The following is a 14,063-nucleotide window of genomic DNA, read 5'->3' on the forward strand; positions in this document are numbered from 1 at the left end:
TATAAAAACAATACCCATTGTAGAGCTGTAATACTCTTATCTCCTAATCTGTTATAGTTTTTATAACAGAACAAAAAAGTGTACATATGTTGTACACTTTTTTGTTACCTATAAAATATCTCTTTTTCTATTTCCATCATGGAATCCACCACGACTGCCTGTTAATACAATTAATTGCTCTAACCCTTCTATATGATCACCAATAATTCGAAGTACAGCTGGTGGATGACCTATTTTAGCAAAATGTTCACTGGGTCGAATACGGTTCATCTTATCGACTTCAACACGACTTACACATGCAACTTCAAATCCTGAAAGAATAGCTTTCACTTGAGCTACACACGGTGCCAGTAAAGATCTATATCCAATTTCTTTCAAACACTTACGACTAAATGCATTCGGTACAGCGATAAGAGAGCCTACGCCTAGATCTTTTCTATCACAAGCTAAATTTAATGCATATTTAAATGCAGTTACAAGATGAAGCGGTACTCTTAAATCTAAATAATGATTTAGATCATTTAATGCAACATCTGTTCCATCTGCAATAGCTTTCGCAAAAGGATATAACTCACTCGCTGGAATAACAAAATCGCCGTCTATAAATAATACAATTTCTCCTTTTGCGAAATACGTTCCAAGTGAGCGCCCCACATCATTTCCGAGTGCTTCTTTATATACGATTGTCGTTGCTCCCTTTTCTTTTGCAATCGTTGCTGTTTGATCAGACGAACCATTTACAACAACGATAATTTCAAAAGGTTCAATTTTGCGAAGTTCTTCTATAACGTTTCCAATTGTTTTCTCTTCATCTTGTACAGGAATAATGACCGATAATTGCTTTCCCTTATACAAATTCGATGTAACGCCCCATCCTTGATAAAAATCTTCAAAATCTAAAGTATGATAGACACTATCTCTTTTCCTATTTCCATCATAATACCCTCCGCGCTCATCGCTACCTACTATTCGCTCCGCTACAGCTTCTATATGGTCACCTATCATCCGTTTTTCAGAATGAGAAAGACCCGTGCCATACGCAGCATGCTCGGTCGGTCGAAATTTATTTGGTGTAATAACGTCAATTGCACAATGTCGACTAATTCTCCATTTGCTTTGAACAAGACGTAAATGAGCGACAATAGGATTAACAAAACATTCATACCCAATGCTTTGAACAACTTCTTTCGTCAACGCATGAGGTACAGATAATAAAGAGTCAATTTTTAACTCCTCACTCTCTAACATTGCATTTAATATTTGGCGCCACACTGTCACTGAGTGCGGTTTTTGTTTCTTTAAAAATAACGCATCCAAATTATTTAAAACGATGTCGGCCTGATCATGTAAAATTGGATTTAGGAATAATTGTAACTTTGAAGTTTGAATAACAAAATCTCCATCTATAAATAGTAATACATCACCTATCGCGTGTTTTGCGCCAACTGCACGGCCCACATCATTCCCCAGTAGCTCTGTATACTTGATTACTTTACACCCTAAACGATCAGCAACCTCTTCTGTACCATCGTTACAACCGTTTGCTACTACAATAATCTCTACTGGATTTAATCCTTTTGCCGATTGAATAACGTCTGAAATCGTATCCACTTCATTACATACAGGTATAATAATCGATAGTGACTTAGCCATTGTTTTCTTCACGAAACCATTTAATAGTTTCTTTCAACCCTTGTTCCCACGTTACTTTCGCTTGAAATTGAACAAGTTCTCTTAATTTCGTTACATCTGGTCTTCTATTTGGAATTTCTTCAAAGCCATGTGGATATACCTCTTCGAAAGGAACTTGAACAATTTTTGAAGAAGAATTCGTTAATTTTTTTATTACTGCTGCTACTTCTTTTATACTCTTTTCATTCTCAGAACCTATATTAATAATCTCACCATTTACCTTCTCATCCATTGCTCGAATCGTTGCCTCTACCGCATCACTTACATACGTAAAACAACGTGTCTGCTTTCCATCTCCATATACGAGAATGTCTTCTCCTCGCAGTGCTGCGCGGATAAATCGTGGGATTACCCCTGCATACGGACCATCTTTCGCTCTTGGACCATAAATATTAAAATAACGAACAATCGTTACAGGTAAACCTTCTAAAGCGTATCCTAAACATAATGTTTCTTCTAACGTTTTACAAATTGCATAACTCCAACGTATTTTAGAGGTTGCACCGTATAATCGATCTCCTTCTTCAGAAAAGGGCGGCTTTGCCTTACCATATACTTCTGAAGTAGACGCAAAAACTACTTTCTTCTTTCCTTTTAGCGCTGCTTGTAAAATGTTTCTCGTTCCATCAAAATTCGTTTCAATAAGCTCTATGCTCTTTTCCATTGTCGTTTTCACACCTAAAATTGCTGCTAAATGAAACACTACATCATGTTGATTTACTAATTCATAAATAGAATTTTTATCTAAAACACTTATTGGAATAACCCGAATTTCTTTCATTAACTCATCATGATATTTATTTTTCCCTTTATAAAAGTTATCAACGATAGTGACATCATAACCTCTTTTCACCAGCTCTTCAGCTAAATGCGATCCAATAAATCCTGCTCCACCTGTAATTAAACATTTCTTACTCATACACTCACCTTCTTTATAATTCCACGTGTATCTACGACTTGCTTTACCCCTTTAAAAACCTTCCAATCGATATTAGAGTGGTCTGTTAAAATTAAAATACAATCCGCTTGTTTAACGACTTGTTCATCCAAAGAAACAGATTGATACACCTTATCTCCAAATTTTGCAGAAGAAATATATGGATCGTGATACGTTATCTCATATCCTGCTTTTATTAACAATTCAATAATTGGCAACGCTGGCGATTCTCTTAAGTCATTTACATCTTTTTTATATGCAATCCCTACAATTAAAACCGTTGCAGGTGATTGCACCACACCTTTTACTTTCCGGACCACTTTCTCTGGCATTTCCTCATTAATTACATGTGCCGCCTCAATTAATTGACTAATTGCTCCATTCTTTTTTATTCTCCACTGGAAATATAAAGGATCTACCGGAATACAGTGTCCCCCTATCCCTGGTCCTGGCCAATACGGCGTAAATCCAAACGGTTTTGTAGATGCCGCTTCAAGTGCCTCATAAAAATCAATTCCTAAACTTTCACATAGTGTATTTAACTCATTTACTAATGAAATATTGACTAAGCGCTGAATATTTTCAAATAGCTTACACATTTCTGCTACTTTTGGGGAGCTAACTGGAACAACTACATCAAATATAGTGCTATACAAAGCCTGTACTTTTTGTTTACACATTTCTGTTTGTCCACTAATGACTTTTGGAATCGTTTGAACTGAATATTGACTATTAGCTGGGTCAATTCTCTCAGGAGAATACCCAATATAGAAATCTTCTCCTACCTTTTTTCCTGTTTGAGAAATAATCGGAATAATAACTTCCTCGAGCGTACCTGGATATGTGGAACTTTCGAAAATGAAGGTTTGTCCTTTTTGAAGGTTTTGTTGTATATAATGCGAAGCTGAAATGAGGGCACTTAAGTCTGGTTCTCTTTGTTCATTAATTGGAGTTGGGACAGTGACAATAACGTAATCACTATTTTGAAAATCAGCAATACCTTGATCCGGTGTATTGACTATTAATTTTTTTCTAGTCAATAAACTTTGTAACAATTTAGAAGAAACATCTGGAATATAACTTTCTCCCTGTATAATTGATTCTATTTTTCTAGTATCTTTATCTAATCCAAGCACTGTATGTCCTCTCTCTGCAAAATGAACTGCCAAAGGAAGACCAACATATCCTAATCCGATAATGGCAACTGTACTACTAACATTCATCTGTATTCTCTTCTTCCTTTCTCAATTGTTGAATGATATTTCTATTCCGCTCTCCATCTGTAAAACTCCCGCGCTCGTCTGTGGATTGCAATAAATATGCAATCGCCTCAAGTTGATCACCGAAAATACGATCAAATGCTGGAATACGCCCATTTACAAATCCATGTTGCTCTGGGCGTACTCGATTTGTTTTTATGACATCTACAAAGTCTACCGCTGTAATAGAAAATCCCTCCAAAATAGCTTTCATTTGAGCTAGTGGTGGAATGATAAGAGAATCATATCCGATTTTCTCTATTACCTTTTTATGCATAGCATGTGGTACTGCCGTTAATGAGTTATTCCATAAATCTGGTCGTTTCGCTACCAAATTCACAAAATATTTTCCCATGCTAATTGGGTCTGCCGGATGAAACATATCTAATAAACACTGTAAATCATTCAATGCCACATCATTTCCATCTTCGATAGCATGTAAAAATGGAATTAGTTTTTTCCCTGGAATAACAAAATCACCATCGACAAATAAACAAATATCGGCCGTAGCATGCATAGCTCCTATCGCTCGAGCTACATTATGTCCGAGTGCTTCCTCAAATTCAATAACAATGACATTCTCTAGCTTCGCTTGTTTAATTGTCTCAACGTCCGCTCCATTCGCAACAACTATAATTTCATCTATACCTGCTTTTTTCACTTCTTGTATAACAGATCTTATAGTCGTCTTTTCTTCTGATACTGGGATAATCGCACTATATTTTGCTTTTTCTCTTTGTAATAAAATTGGTTTATACTTTCCTATAAATTCTCTATCCCTATTTCCTTCCGAAAAACCGCCACGCTTACCATATATTTCGATTACGTATTGCAAAGCACGTAAATGATCCCCCATAATACGGCTAGTCGCTTTCGGATAAGGAGAACCGGGTGATGTACCAGTATGAACAGGACGAACTTTATTTGTATGAATGACATCGACTGAAGCCATATCGACAATATCTACTCCTCTAGACATCGCCATCGCTTGAAATAGTGCTGGGTCCGCTAAATTCCACCAACCAAACTTCTGAATAACTTCCCTACTCATTGCATGCGGAATTGCGATTAAAGATCCAACAACAAGCTCTTTTTTATTTAAATAACGATTCAACATAAATTTGCCAACTGTCGTATAATGCGGTCTCATCTTTAAATAAACGGACCATGTTAAATTATTCACAACAATTTGGTGGCCTTGCTGAATGCCTTTTATAAAACGTTGTAGCTCTTTATTATCAATGACGATATCACCGTCTAAAAACAAAACAATGTCGCCTTTCGCTTCTCTTGCACCAATTGCCCGTCCAACATCATTACCAAGAGAATATTTATAATAAATGACATGGCAATGATGTTGTAAGGCTATTTCTTTTGTTCCGTCTGTCGATCCATTATCTACTACGATAATTTCATATGGTTTCAATTTCTCCACTTCTACTAAAACTTGTGATAAAGTACTCGCTTCATTATGCACTGGAATAATAACTGATACCCTCATACTTGTACCACGCTTACCCTTCCAAGCGAACATAAGAAATGATAGGAATACGTACAACTACATCTTCCGGTGGTCCATAAGAAGGAGAAGTACGAACACTTACTGCCCCGTCTGTCACAGATAACAAAATACCTGCAACAATTTCGGCCGCTGTCACAACTTGCACTAGCTCACCAACATGATTACGTAATTCTTCAGTAAATAACATATATAAGTCTCCTTTCTTACGCTTCTTTAATTGATATAATACTTGTAAATGGTAATAAAACTTCTGTTCCTATTCCTTCTTGCAGTGTTAAGAAATCATCACCAACTGCTACAATTACACCTGTTAACTGTCCAACTGTCACCGTAATTTCTACATTTTTACCTAAATACTGCTCTGCAATTTCTTTAAAAGGTGATGTATTACATTCTTTTAAAATGTTACAAATAATAGATTGAAATCTACTTGATTCAATAAATTCTTCCGTAGCTTGCTTGGAGTTTCTTTGGATAAACCTCGCGAAGTTTTGCGAAAACAAAAGTCGTTCCATAGCAGGCAATAACTTATTATCTAAAAAATAATCTAATTGTCTATTAAACAATCTCGATAACTTTTTCCAATACTTACCGAATAAACACATACACTTCTCCTCCTATTATTTTTAAATTATAAAAATATATCCATACATCTTAATGTATACAAAGCAGACTCTTTTTGTGATAGGTAAGACATACATTTTTCAACGAAACAATATGTTCTAATCACATAAAAAAAAGACTACCTAAAAAGATAGTCTCTTACACTTCAATATTTCGTAACATCGTATAAATGTCATTATTCACTTTACCAAAAGATTTAATGTTGTTTTGAATGTTAGATAATAAAACAACATACACACTACCATTTTTACTAAATCCATTTAAACAGTTCCAGCCTGGCATTACACCGTGATTCGAATAACTTCCCGGGTCTACATACCATCCAAACCCGTAATCTTTTTTTCCACCTGTAAACATTTGATCGTAGCTTTCTTTTGAAATCAACTTTCCAGAGAAGAGCGCTTCATTAAATAAATATAAATCATGGGCACTTGTATATATATCACCACAACCATAAAGTTGTGACATACTTGGAATATTAGGTGTTGTCATATTGTTATTTACTATTTTATAACCTGTCGATGGAAATCTCGTTTGTTCTAGCTCTCTACCAAAACCAGAATGTTTCATACCAGCAGTAGCAAAAATATGTTGTTTAATATACTCTTCTAACGGTTGTCCGCTTACCTTCTCAGCAATATAGGCAAGTATCGAATAGTTAGAATCGGAATACTTCCATTTCTCTCCTGGACTTCCAATGCGCTTTTGCTTTCCTATTCGTTTTATCAATTCTTCATGAGAAATATCCTCTGTTCCCTGCTCGTACTCCGGAATTCCTGATGTATGTGTTAATAAATGTTTTAACTGAATGCCATTACCTTGAGGGAAATCTGGAATATATTTCGCAACCGTATCTTCTACGTTTAATTTATGTTGATCTTTTAATTGCATAATAGCAGTCGCTACAAAAGCCTTTGAAATAGAACCAATATAAAAAGTTGTCTCTGAATTATTCGGTACTTGTTTTTCTTTGTTCGCCATACCGTATCCTTTATTCAAAAGAACTTTTCCGTTCTTCACAATAACCGCTGTCCCGCTAAATCCTGTTTTTTGCAAATATTGATCTAATTGAGCGTTTTCATTAATTTCTTGAGGTGGTCCCTCAGCAGGCTGTTCTGCAGGCTGTTCTGCAGCTTGTGCTTGCTTCGCTTGTTCTTCCTGCTCTATTTGTTTTTTTGCTTCTTGCTTCTTTTTTTCTTCTTTCTTTTTTAGCTCTTCTTGTTTCTTCATTTCTGCTGCTTTTAAAGTTTCTTCTTTCTTATTATGCGCAATAATTTTTGTATACATGAAATATACAAGTGAAAATAGTAAGACGAGAATGATTGTTCTTTTTATGTATACAATCGGCCGACGTGATTTCCCATTCGCATTATTTTTTTCGTGATCCATGATTACTTTTTTCCCCTTATTCACCAATAATTTAATCTCTCTACTAAAGATTTATTTTAGTAGATTATGGATAATCCATTCTATGTCATCCCTACTTTATCACGCACTGCACATATTACCAACCTATATGTATAAAAAAGAAAAAGAAAATTTACAAAAGTAAGATTCCCGTTAAATTTTTAACATAAAAAAAGAGGATATCCTCTAAAAACTGATGTTATCAATCTTTTTGGATATCCTCTTATCTAATTATTTATACGTGTTTTTTCATATCATCGGCAACAGATTCAACATTTGTACCTACGATAACTTGGACACTCGTGTTACTTAATTTCATAACACCTTTTGCACCAGCACGTTTTAATGCTGCTTCGTTTACTTGACCAGCATCTTTCACTTGTAAGCGTAGACGTGTTGCACAGTTATCAATAACTGTTAAGTTTTCTTTTCCACCTAAAGCTGCTACGTAAGTTTCACCAATTGAACCTGCAACTGGAGCTTCTTCGCCTTCAGCCATTTCCTCTTCATCTTCACGACCAGGAGTTTTTAGGTCGAACTTCTTAATTAAGAAGTAGAATACTACAAAGTAAATTGCTGCGTAAATTAAACCGATTCCTGCTAGTAACAATGGTTTTGTTGCAATACCGAAGTTTAAGACGTAATCGATTGCCCCGGCACTAAATGAGAAACCATCATGAATGCCAAGTGTTGTTGTAATGAATAGAGACAGACCTGTTAATACAGCATGAATTCCATATAGTACTGGTGATAAGAACATGAATGAGAATTCAATTGGCTCTGTAATACCAGTTAAGAATGAAGTTAATGCTAGACCACCTAACATACCTGTAACCATTTTACGTTTTTCTGGTTTAGCAGCTGCAATCATTGCGAAACATGCTGCTGGTAAACCGAACATCATAACTGGGAAGAAACCAGTCATGAACATACCTGCTGATGGATCTTTTGCAAAGAAACGTGCAATATCACCATGAACGATATCGCCTGCTGCATTTGTAAAGTCACCAAGTACGAACCAGAAGTATGTGTTCATTACGTGGTGTAAACCAATTGGAATTAATAAACGGTTTAATAATCCAAATAAACCAGCACCAATTGAACCTAAGTTCACGATACCATGTGCCACTGCATCAATACCACTTTGAATTGTTGGCCAAATTTGACCGAATACTAATCCTAAAAGTAACATTACGATTGAAGTAATGATTGGTACGAAGCGTTTTCCTGCAAAGAATCCTAACCATTCTGGTAGTTTAATCTTATGGAATTTGTTGTATAATAGTCCCGCAACAACCCCTGCAATAATACCACCGAGTATGGCCATGTTTATTTTTGGCGTTAACGCCGCTGCTTTTGAAACCTTTGTCATTGTATCTGCTAATTTAGTTGGATCTACTGAACCGACTAAATCTTGAACACTTTTTAATTTATCATTTAACTCTGCTGCTGAATACGTCTTACTTAGAGCATTCGTTGTATTTTGTAAAACAAGATATCCGATTGCTCCGGCAAGTCCAGCTGCTCCACTACCGTCAACAGACAAACCGATTGCAACACCAATTGCAAAAATAAGTGCTAAATTATCAAAAATTGCTGCACCGGCCTGTGCCATAACAGGAATGTTAAATACGTCTTCTTGTCCTAAACGAAGCAATAATCCTGCTGCTGGTAGTACGGCAATTGGAAGCATTAACGCTTTACCAATACGTTGTAGAAACTGCAACATTTTAATTCCCCCTATCAAATTTATGAAATCGTTATCATTATAAGTACGCCTTAGAAAACGCTTTCTATTTACATAACCATAATAACATATAGTTGTATAGATGTGTAGTTTTTATTTTTGAATTTTTTATGGAGAAATCTCCTATTTCCAAACTGTTATATAAAAGGAAAATTCTCCTTTTTCACTACAAAATACGCGAAACGAAAGACCCACTATAGAACATGCAACTTTCGTTTTATCATTCCACTTTTTCATGTTATTATTTATTTCCGAGCATATCGGGAAAAGTAAACTTAGTTAATTCAAAATAGGAGCGTTGGTACTATGCAGTGCATTGAGACAAACAACTTACAACAGTTGTTAGAACAAGTAAAACCATATACGAAAAAAGGAAAGCTTGCTACTTATATCCCCGAACTAGGAAATGCCAATCCAGATGATTTAGGGATTGCCATTTTTCATAAAGAAACAGAATACATCCATGCTGGCAACTCACAAACACTATTCACTCTTCAAAGTATTTCAAAAGTAATTACACTTGCACTTGCCCTTTTAGATCGTGGTGAAGAATATGTATTTTCTAAAGTTGGAATGGAACCAACCGGTGATCCATTTAATTCTATTATTAAATTAGAAACGACAAGTCCTTCTAAACCACTTAATCCAATGATTAATGCAGGGGCACTAGCCATTACAAGCATGTTAGCAGGAAAAGATAATGAAGAAAAAATGGATCGCATTCTTCATTTCGTACGTGAAATAACAGATAATCCTACTATTAATTATTCTTCTAAAGTTGCCAATTCAGAATTAGAGACAGCTTACTTAAATCGTTCACTTTGTTACTATATGAAACAAAACGGAATTATTGATTGTGATATCGAAGAACTGATGGATTTATACACTCGTCAATGTGCAGTTGAGGTAAACTGTATCGATTTAGCGCGTATCGGTTTAATTTTTGCGATGGATGGATATGATCCATATAAGGAAAAACAAATTATCCCTAAGCATATTACAAAGATTTGTAAAACATTTATGGTTACATGCGGTATGTATAACGAGTCTGGTGAATTTGCGATTCGTGTTGGTATTCCCGCAAAAAGTGGTGTAGCTGGTGGCATTTTCGGCTGTGTAAAAGGAGAAATGGGCATTGGTATTTTCGGACCAGCTTTAGATGCAAACGGAAATAGTATCGCTGGCTTTAAAATTCTTGAACTTCTTTCTGCCCAAGAAGGTTGGAGCATTTTTTAATTGAGAGCTATCCTGCTATACTAGCAGGATTTTTTCATTTCATAAAAACCTTAACTGTATCAACTATCCACGCCCGTACAAAAACCGTGCTGAAAGTTTCTCTATATCATGCATATTTGCTCCCCCCTCCTGAATAATATAGTACAACCTAGCGCTATATGTGGAGGTGTGAAAGATGAAACTAATATTTCAAATGGGAAAACAACCTGTTCTTGAAAAAACAATTCTTCTTTTTATATTGAGTATTGTAGAAAGCTTGAAGTTAAAAGTCGTTTCACTCGATGAAGCTCACCGATACATATTCAATTTAGAAGTACTTGAACTATTAATGGATCGGAACATCGATGATCAAGTACTGGAACTTATTCATTTCGGAATGGGACTTGAAGACATTCATCATGTGCTTCCTGAAGAACTTGAACATACAATTGAAGAATTAAAGTGGCTTTGTATCCAAGTATTAAGTGAGTACAGTATGCATGAAGAATCGGAACAATTAATTGAAGATATACGTTAAAAAAAGCACCTATGTAGGTGCTTTTAATGTTTTTTCAAACTATTTTTATACGCTTCAATATTTACTGGTAGCTCTTCCTCTTCCAAAGTATGTTCATTTACATCTTTATGAATGAACGCACCTTTAGGTGGTTGGTGATCATGCCCTTTTTTCTTATGATCAAATGCTTTCCCGCGTCCCATACAAATCCCCCTTTCTTAAAAGAAATCCGTATTAGTATGGAGAAAAGTACGTCGATATATGCAATCCCTTGCCGTATTTCCAAGGAAATACTCGAACCTTGTTTTCTACTCTCCTTACAACAACTGATCAATCCCAATAAAAATTAATAACAATCCTGCAATAACCGTAGCCCATTTCCCTAAGTATTCTGCTAAAAATCGTTTTCCTACATACGCAAATCCACTAATACAAATAAAACTAAATACACCAGAAATAGTTGCTGTAAGCCAAAGGTTCAAGTTTGTTACCCCAGCATCAAATCCACCTGCAATATTATTAATAGACAACGCAATCCCTAAAACAATTGCTTCTGAAAAACTAATCGTTTTTGAACCATCAAAATCTGCTTTTCCTGGATCACGTAAAATTCCCATCAGTACATTACCATCTTTAAAGCCTACGGTATTTTTTTGCCCCAAGAAAGGCTGGCACAAAATAAACACACCGATTATCCCTAAAACGATTGCTCCAATCAAGTTTGCTGTAAACTCTGAAATAAATAACGCAATCCAGTTCCCAAAAAATCCAGCTAATAAAGTAAATAAAAAACCAAAAAATGCGATGATAAAATTGTTGAACCACGAAATTCTAATTTTACGAATGCCATATGCAATCCCAACACCTGCATTATCTAAATTAGAAGCAATCCCAATTAAAAAAATTGAAAATAGACCTGCCGTACTCATAAATAGCCACCCCTTTTTCTCACTTTTCAATGCATCTTATGAAAATGTTGAGCAACTGTGCCTGTCTGTTTCATATACATGTAATAAATGCTCAACATTTTTTCAACAATAAAAAGGAGTGCCTTCGCTATGCCTAAAGAAAATCCAAATGAGCGGCTTAGTAGATTAATAAAAAAACTTTTAAAAGAACGTGCCTTATCTATGCGCCAACTCGGAATGCTTACAAATATTGATCCCGCAACAATCTCAAGAATTATGAATGGTAAACAACAGCCAAAACAAAAACACCTACAAAAATTCGCAGAATGTCTGCAAGTCCCACCCCAATTGTTATTTGATGAAATGTATCCGGATTCTCCTCACATTAATAAAGAAAAGACGGATATGTACACATCTCTTGATACAATTCAGCAAACGCTGCAATCCTCTAACTTATTCGATTTCGACTACACAACAACCCGCGTAAAACAAGAACTTGAAAACTATGAACGATATGCGCAAACAACAGAGGGTGAAAAGCGTATTCACGAAAGTTTTGCAAGCAAGTTAGAACAAATTGATAGTGCTGGTCCTTTCATTGAACAATTAACGGATATGTATCAACAATTTTGCAATGAAACGATTCCAAAAGAAGAGCGTGCAGTTCTTGGCGGCGCATTACTGTATTTCATTTTATCGACAGATATTATTCCCGACTATCTCTTTCCAATTGGTTATTTAGATGATGCAATTGCTGTTGAATTAGCGAAAGAGAAATTAATCGAGCTAAAACGAAAGACATAGAAAAATAAAGAACTATTTCAGTTGTTTCTATCCAACTCTGAAATAGTTCACTAAAAAATCGTACAAGTATACATACCTGTACGATTTCAACATACTAATCTATTTTTTCGTATGACACCATTCGTATATAAATGCTGTTATTACTTTTGTAAATTCAATTAACTGTTCTATTTCTACTTTCTCATTTATTGAATGAGCTTCCTCTAATGTACCTGGTCCGTAAATAACGGCCGGAATATGAAATTCACTAAACCAACCACCATCCGTTACCGTTGCAGACATATCTAAAATTGCATTTTTAGAAAGAATTGATTCGTGTACTGAGCTAAGCGTTTTTATAGCTGCATGTTCACTATCTATTTCTAAAGAAGGGAAAATTTCGCCACGATCCACAATCATTGATTCTCCGCCCCACTTAAATTGTGGTGGATTTTCACTTAGCCATGGATCGGCAGCTGCTACTTTCCCAATATACTCTTCAATTTCTTTTATTATTTGTTCATGTGTTTCATTGGGATAAAAGTGTACTGTTATCCATAACCGGCACTCATCCGCAATAAATGCTGCATGTCTTCCGCCTTCAATAACAGCTGGATTAATTGTTGTTGTTCCAGATGGATAGCCTTCATATGTTTTCATGACTGCCCAGTGACGCTCTAATTCTTGTAAACTTTGCACAATTTTCATCATTTTTTCAATGGCGCTCGCTCCGAATAAACGACCCCCTGCATGGATCATTTGCCTACGTGTTGCATCATGAAACGTTTGCGGGCTTTTCACAGTAATCCATCCAGTAATTACGCCGCCCTGTCCTTGCATATGTAAATCACTCGTATCCACTACGACTGCAAAATCAGCATCATACCCTCTTTTGCAGCATTGAAGTGTACCTGCTTCTCCCACTTCTTCCCCAATTACGGATTGAAAGATTAGATCTCCAGGTAATTCAATACCAGCTTCTTGTAATAGCTGAATAGCAAATAGTGCCCCAGCCAGTCCCCCTTTCATATCTGCCGCACCACGTCCAACTAACCAACCATCTTTTATAAATGGCTCAAACGGATTCGTTTCCCACGCCTCATCTGCCGATACTTCAGCTACATCCATATGTCCATTAATAATAAGACTTTTATGTGTGTCACTTTCTATCCCTTTTTTCACCCCAACAACGTTCGGATCATTCGGATATACATCCCATTTATCAACACTAAAATTTCGTTTTCTTAAAAACTCTGCAACAAATTCTTGCGCCTCATTTGTGTTTCTCGCCGGCGGTGCTGGTGTTTCAAAACGAATTAAGGTTTTTGTAAGCTCTAGTAATTCATCTTTTCGTAAATCAATCTGTTCTAATAGCTGTGAAACTTCTTGATTCATCGCTAATCCCCCTTTGCATACATAGTATGTTTCCAGCTTTATTTTCACAAAAAAAGA

15 protein-coding genes are annotated in these 14,063 nt (G+C 35.8%); 3 read left to right on the forward strand and 12 right to left on the reverse strand.

Annotation, left to right across the window (positions count from 1 at the left end):
• Nucleotides 1-108: 108 nt before the first annotated feature.
• From ACTFNE_RS19495 to ACTFNE_RS19535, 9 genes are all read right to left on the reverse strand, one after another.
• Nucleotides 109-1,653 carry a glycosyltransferase family 2 protein gene (locus ACTFNE_RS19495; protein WP_001129993.1) on the reverse strand — a complete coding sequence of 515 codons (1,545 nt, stop codon included), beginning with the start codon at nucleotides 1,651-1,653 and terminating at the stop codon, nucleotides 109-111.
• Nucleotides 1,646-2,611: an NAD-dependent epimerase/dehydratase family protein gene (locus ACTFNE_RS19500; protein WP_000037033.1), complete on the reverse strand. Its 966-nt coding sequence runs from the start codon at nucleotides 2,609-2,611 to the stop codon at nucleotides 1,646-1,648. The genes ACTFNE_RS19495 and ACTFNE_RS19500 overlap by 8 nt, the downstream gene beginning before the upstream one ends.
• Nucleotides 2,608-3,852 carry a nucleotide sugar dehydrogenase gene (locus ACTFNE_RS19505; protein ID WP_270705176.1) on the reverse strand — a complete coding sequence of 415 codons (1,245 nt, stop codon included), beginning with the start codon at nucleotides 3,850-3,852 and terminating at the stop codon, nucleotides 2,608-2,610. The genes ACTFNE_RS19500 and ACTFNE_RS19505 overlap by 4 nt, the downstream gene beginning before the upstream one ends.
• The gene (locus ACTFNE_RS19510; protein WP_141108625.1) at nucleotides 3,842-5,422 is read right to left on the reverse strand and encodes a glycosyltransferase family 2 protein; all 1,581 of its coding nucleotides are present in this window, start codon (nucleotides 5,420-5,422) and stop codon (nucleotides 3,842-3,844) included. Before ACTFNE_RS19510 ends, ACTFNE_RS19505 begins: the two co-directional genes overlap by 11 nt.
• Complete coding sequence (locus tag ACTFNE_RS19515) at nucleotides 5,403-5,597, reverse strand: hypothetical protein (protein ID WP_000899480.1); 195 nt, start codon at nucleotides 5,595-5,597, stop codon at nucleotides 5,403-5,405. The genes ACTFNE_RS19510 and ACTFNE_RS19515 overlap by 20 nt, the downstream gene beginning before the upstream one ends.
• A gap of 16 nt (nucleotides 5,598-5,613) precedes the next feature.
• Nucleotides 5,614-6,015: a hypothetical protein gene (locus tag ACTFNE_RS19520; RefSeq protein WP_000335513.1), complete on the reverse strand. Its 402-nt coding sequence runs from the start codon at nucleotides 6,013-6,015 to the stop codon at nucleotides 5,614-5,616.
• A gap of 157 nt (nucleotides 6,016-6,172) precedes the next feature.
• Nucleotides 6,173-7,423 carry a serine hydrolase domain-containing protein gene (locus tag ACTFNE_RS19525; protein WP_270705175.1) on the reverse strand — a complete coding sequence of 417 codons (1,251 nt, stop codon included), beginning with the start codon at nucleotides 7,421-7,423 and terminating at the stop codon, nucleotides 6,173-6,175.
• A 253-nt stretch (nucleotides 7,424-7,676) separates the two neighbouring features.
• Nucleotides 7,677-9,170, reverse strand: coding sequence for an N-acetylglucosamine-specific PTS transporter subunit IIBC (nagE, locus tag ACTFNE_RS19530; protein ID WP_000938883.1), 1,494 nt, complete (start codon nucleotides 9,168-9,170; stop codon nucleotides 7,677-7,679).
• Nucleotides 9,171-9,311: 141 nt separating this feature from the next.
• Complete coding sequence (locus tag ACTFNE_RS19535; RefSeq protein ID WP_001992445.1) at nucleotides 9,312-9,425, reverse strand: hypothetical protein; 114 nt, start codon at nucleotides 9,423-9,425, stop codon at nucleotides 9,312-9,314.
• Between the two features lie 69 nt (nucleotides 9,426-9,494).
• On the opposite strand from ACTFNE_RS19535, the gene glsA reads away from it, so the two are divergent.
• Together glsA and ACTFNE_RS19545 are read left to right on the forward strand one after the other, a co-directional pair.
• On the forward strand, nucleotides 9,495-10,424 hold the full coding sequence (gene glsA / locus ACTFNE_RS19540) for a glutaminase A (protein ID WP_001149849.1): 930 nt from the start codon (nucleotides 9,495-9,497) through the stop codon (nucleotides 10,422-10,424).
• A gap of 175 nt (nucleotides 10,425-10,599) precedes the next feature.
• Nucleotides 10,600-10,941 carry a DUF3969 family protein gene (locus ACTFNE_RS19545; RefSeq protein WP_000766603.1) on the forward strand — a complete coding sequence of 114 codons (342 nt, stop codon included), beginning with the start codon at nucleotides 10,600-10,602 and terminating at the stop codon, nucleotides 10,939-10,941.
• A 23-nt stretch (nucleotides 10,942-10,964) separates the two neighbouring features.
• Here ACTFNE_RS19545 and ACTFNE_RS19550 read toward each other — a convergent pair whose 3' ends face one another.
• Both ACTFNE_RS19550 and ACTFNE_RS19555 read right to left on the reverse strand, forming a co-directional pair.
• Nucleotides 10,965-11,123, reverse strand: coding sequence for a hypothetical protein (locus ACTFNE_RS19550; RefSeq protein WP_000532409.1), 159 nt, complete (start codon nucleotides 11,121-11,123; stop codon nucleotides 10,965-10,967).
• 114 nt (nucleotides 11,124-11,237) lie between these two features.
• Nucleotides 11,238-11,849: a manganese efflux pump gene (locus ACTFNE_RS19555; protein ID WP_270705174.1), complete on the reverse strand. Its 612-nt coding sequence runs from the start codon at nucleotides 11,847-11,849 to the stop codon at nucleotides 11,238-11,240.
• Between the two features lie 129 nt (nucleotides 11,850-11,978).
• On the opposite strand from ACTFNE_RS19555, the gene ACTFNE_RS19560 reads away from it, so the two are divergent.
• Nucleotides 11,979-12,632, forward strand: coding sequence for a helix-turn-helix domain-containing protein (locus ACTFNE_RS19560; RefSeq protein WP_270705173.1), 654 nt, complete (start codon nucleotides 11,979-11,981; stop codon nucleotides 12,630-12,632).
• Between the two features lie 99 nt (nucleotides 12,633-12,731).
• Here the strand turns inward: ACTFNE_RS19560 and ACTFNE_RS19565 are convergent, their stop codons facing one another.
• The gene (locus ACTFNE_RS19565) at nucleotides 12,732-14,006 is read right to left on the reverse strand and encodes an acetylornithine deacetylase (protein WP_270705172.1); all 1,275 of its coding nucleotides are present in this window, start codon (nucleotides 14,004-14,006) and stop codon (nucleotides 12,732-12,734) included.
• Nucleotides 14,007-14,063 lie beyond the last annotated feature (57 nt).

The organism is Bacillus cereus group sp. MYBKT111-2 (genome assembly GCF_051915205.1).
GTDB lineage: Bacteria > Bacillota > Bacilli > Bacillales > Bacillaceae_G > Bacillus_A > Bacillus_A paranthracis.

Bases quoted from the DNA above. Each gene is read 5' to 3' on its own strand.
- ACTFNE_RS19565 (WP_270705172.1), bottom strand. From the start codon at position 14,006: ATGAATCAAGAAGTTTCACAGCTATTAGAACAGATTGATTTACGAAAA.
- ACTFNE_RS19550 (WP_000532409.1), bottom strand. From the start codon at position 11,123: ATGGGACGCGGGAAAGCATTTGATCATAAGAAAAAAGGGCATGATCAC.
- ACTFNE_RS19520 (WP_000335513.1), bottom strand. From the start codon at position 6,015: ATGTGTTTATTCGGTAAGTATTGGAAAAAGTTATCGAGATTGTTTAAT.
- ACTFNE_RS19510 (WP_141108625.1), bottom strand. From the start codon at position 5,422: ATGTTCGCTTGGAAGGGTAAGCGTGGTACAAGTATGAGGGTATCAGTT.
- ACTFNE_RS19505 (WP_270705176.1), bottom strand. From the start codon at position 3,852: ATGAATGTTAGTAGTACAGTTGCCATTATCGGATTAGGATATGTTGGT.
- nagE (WP_000938883.1), bottom strand. From the start codon at position 9,170: ATGTTGCAGTTTCTACAACGTATTGGTAAAGCGTTAATGCTTCCAATT.
- ACTFNE_RS19545 (WP_000766603.1), top strand. From the start codon at position 10,600: ATGAAACTAATATTTCAAATGGGAAAACAACCTGTTCTTGAAAAAACA.
- ACTFNE_RS19500 (WP_000037033.1), bottom strand. From the start codon at position 2,611: ATGAGTAAGAAATGTTTAATTACAGGTGGAGCAGGATTTATTGGATCG.
- ACTFNE_RS19560 (WP_270705173.1), top strand. From the start codon at position 11,979: ATGCCTAAAGAAAATCCAAATGAGCGGCTTAGTAGATTAATAAAAAAA.
- ACTFNE_RS19515 (WP_000899480.1), bottom strand. From the start codon at position 5,597: ATGTTATTTACTGAAGAATTACGTAATCATGTTGGTGAGCTAGTGCAA.
- ACTFNE_RS19495 (WP_001129993.1), bottom strand. From the start codon at position 1,653: ATGGCTAAGTCACTATCGATTATTATACCTGTATGTAATGAAGTGGAT.
- ACTFNE_RS19525 (WP_270705175.1), bottom strand. From the start codon at position 7,423: ATGGATCACGAAAAAAATAATGCGAATGGGAAATCACGTCGGCCGATT.
- ACTFNE_RS19535 (WP_001992445.1), bottom strand. From the start codon at position 9,425: ATGAAAAAGTGGAATGATAAAACGAAAGTTGCATGTTCTATAGTGGGT.
- glsA (WP_001149849.1), top strand. From the start codon at position 9,495: ATGCAGTGCATTGAGACAAACAACTTACAACAGTTGTTAGAACAAGTA.
- ACTFNE_RS19555 (WP_270705174.1), bottom strand. From the start codon at position 11,849: ATGAGTACGGCAGGTCTATTTTCAATTTTTTTAATTGGGATTGCTTCT.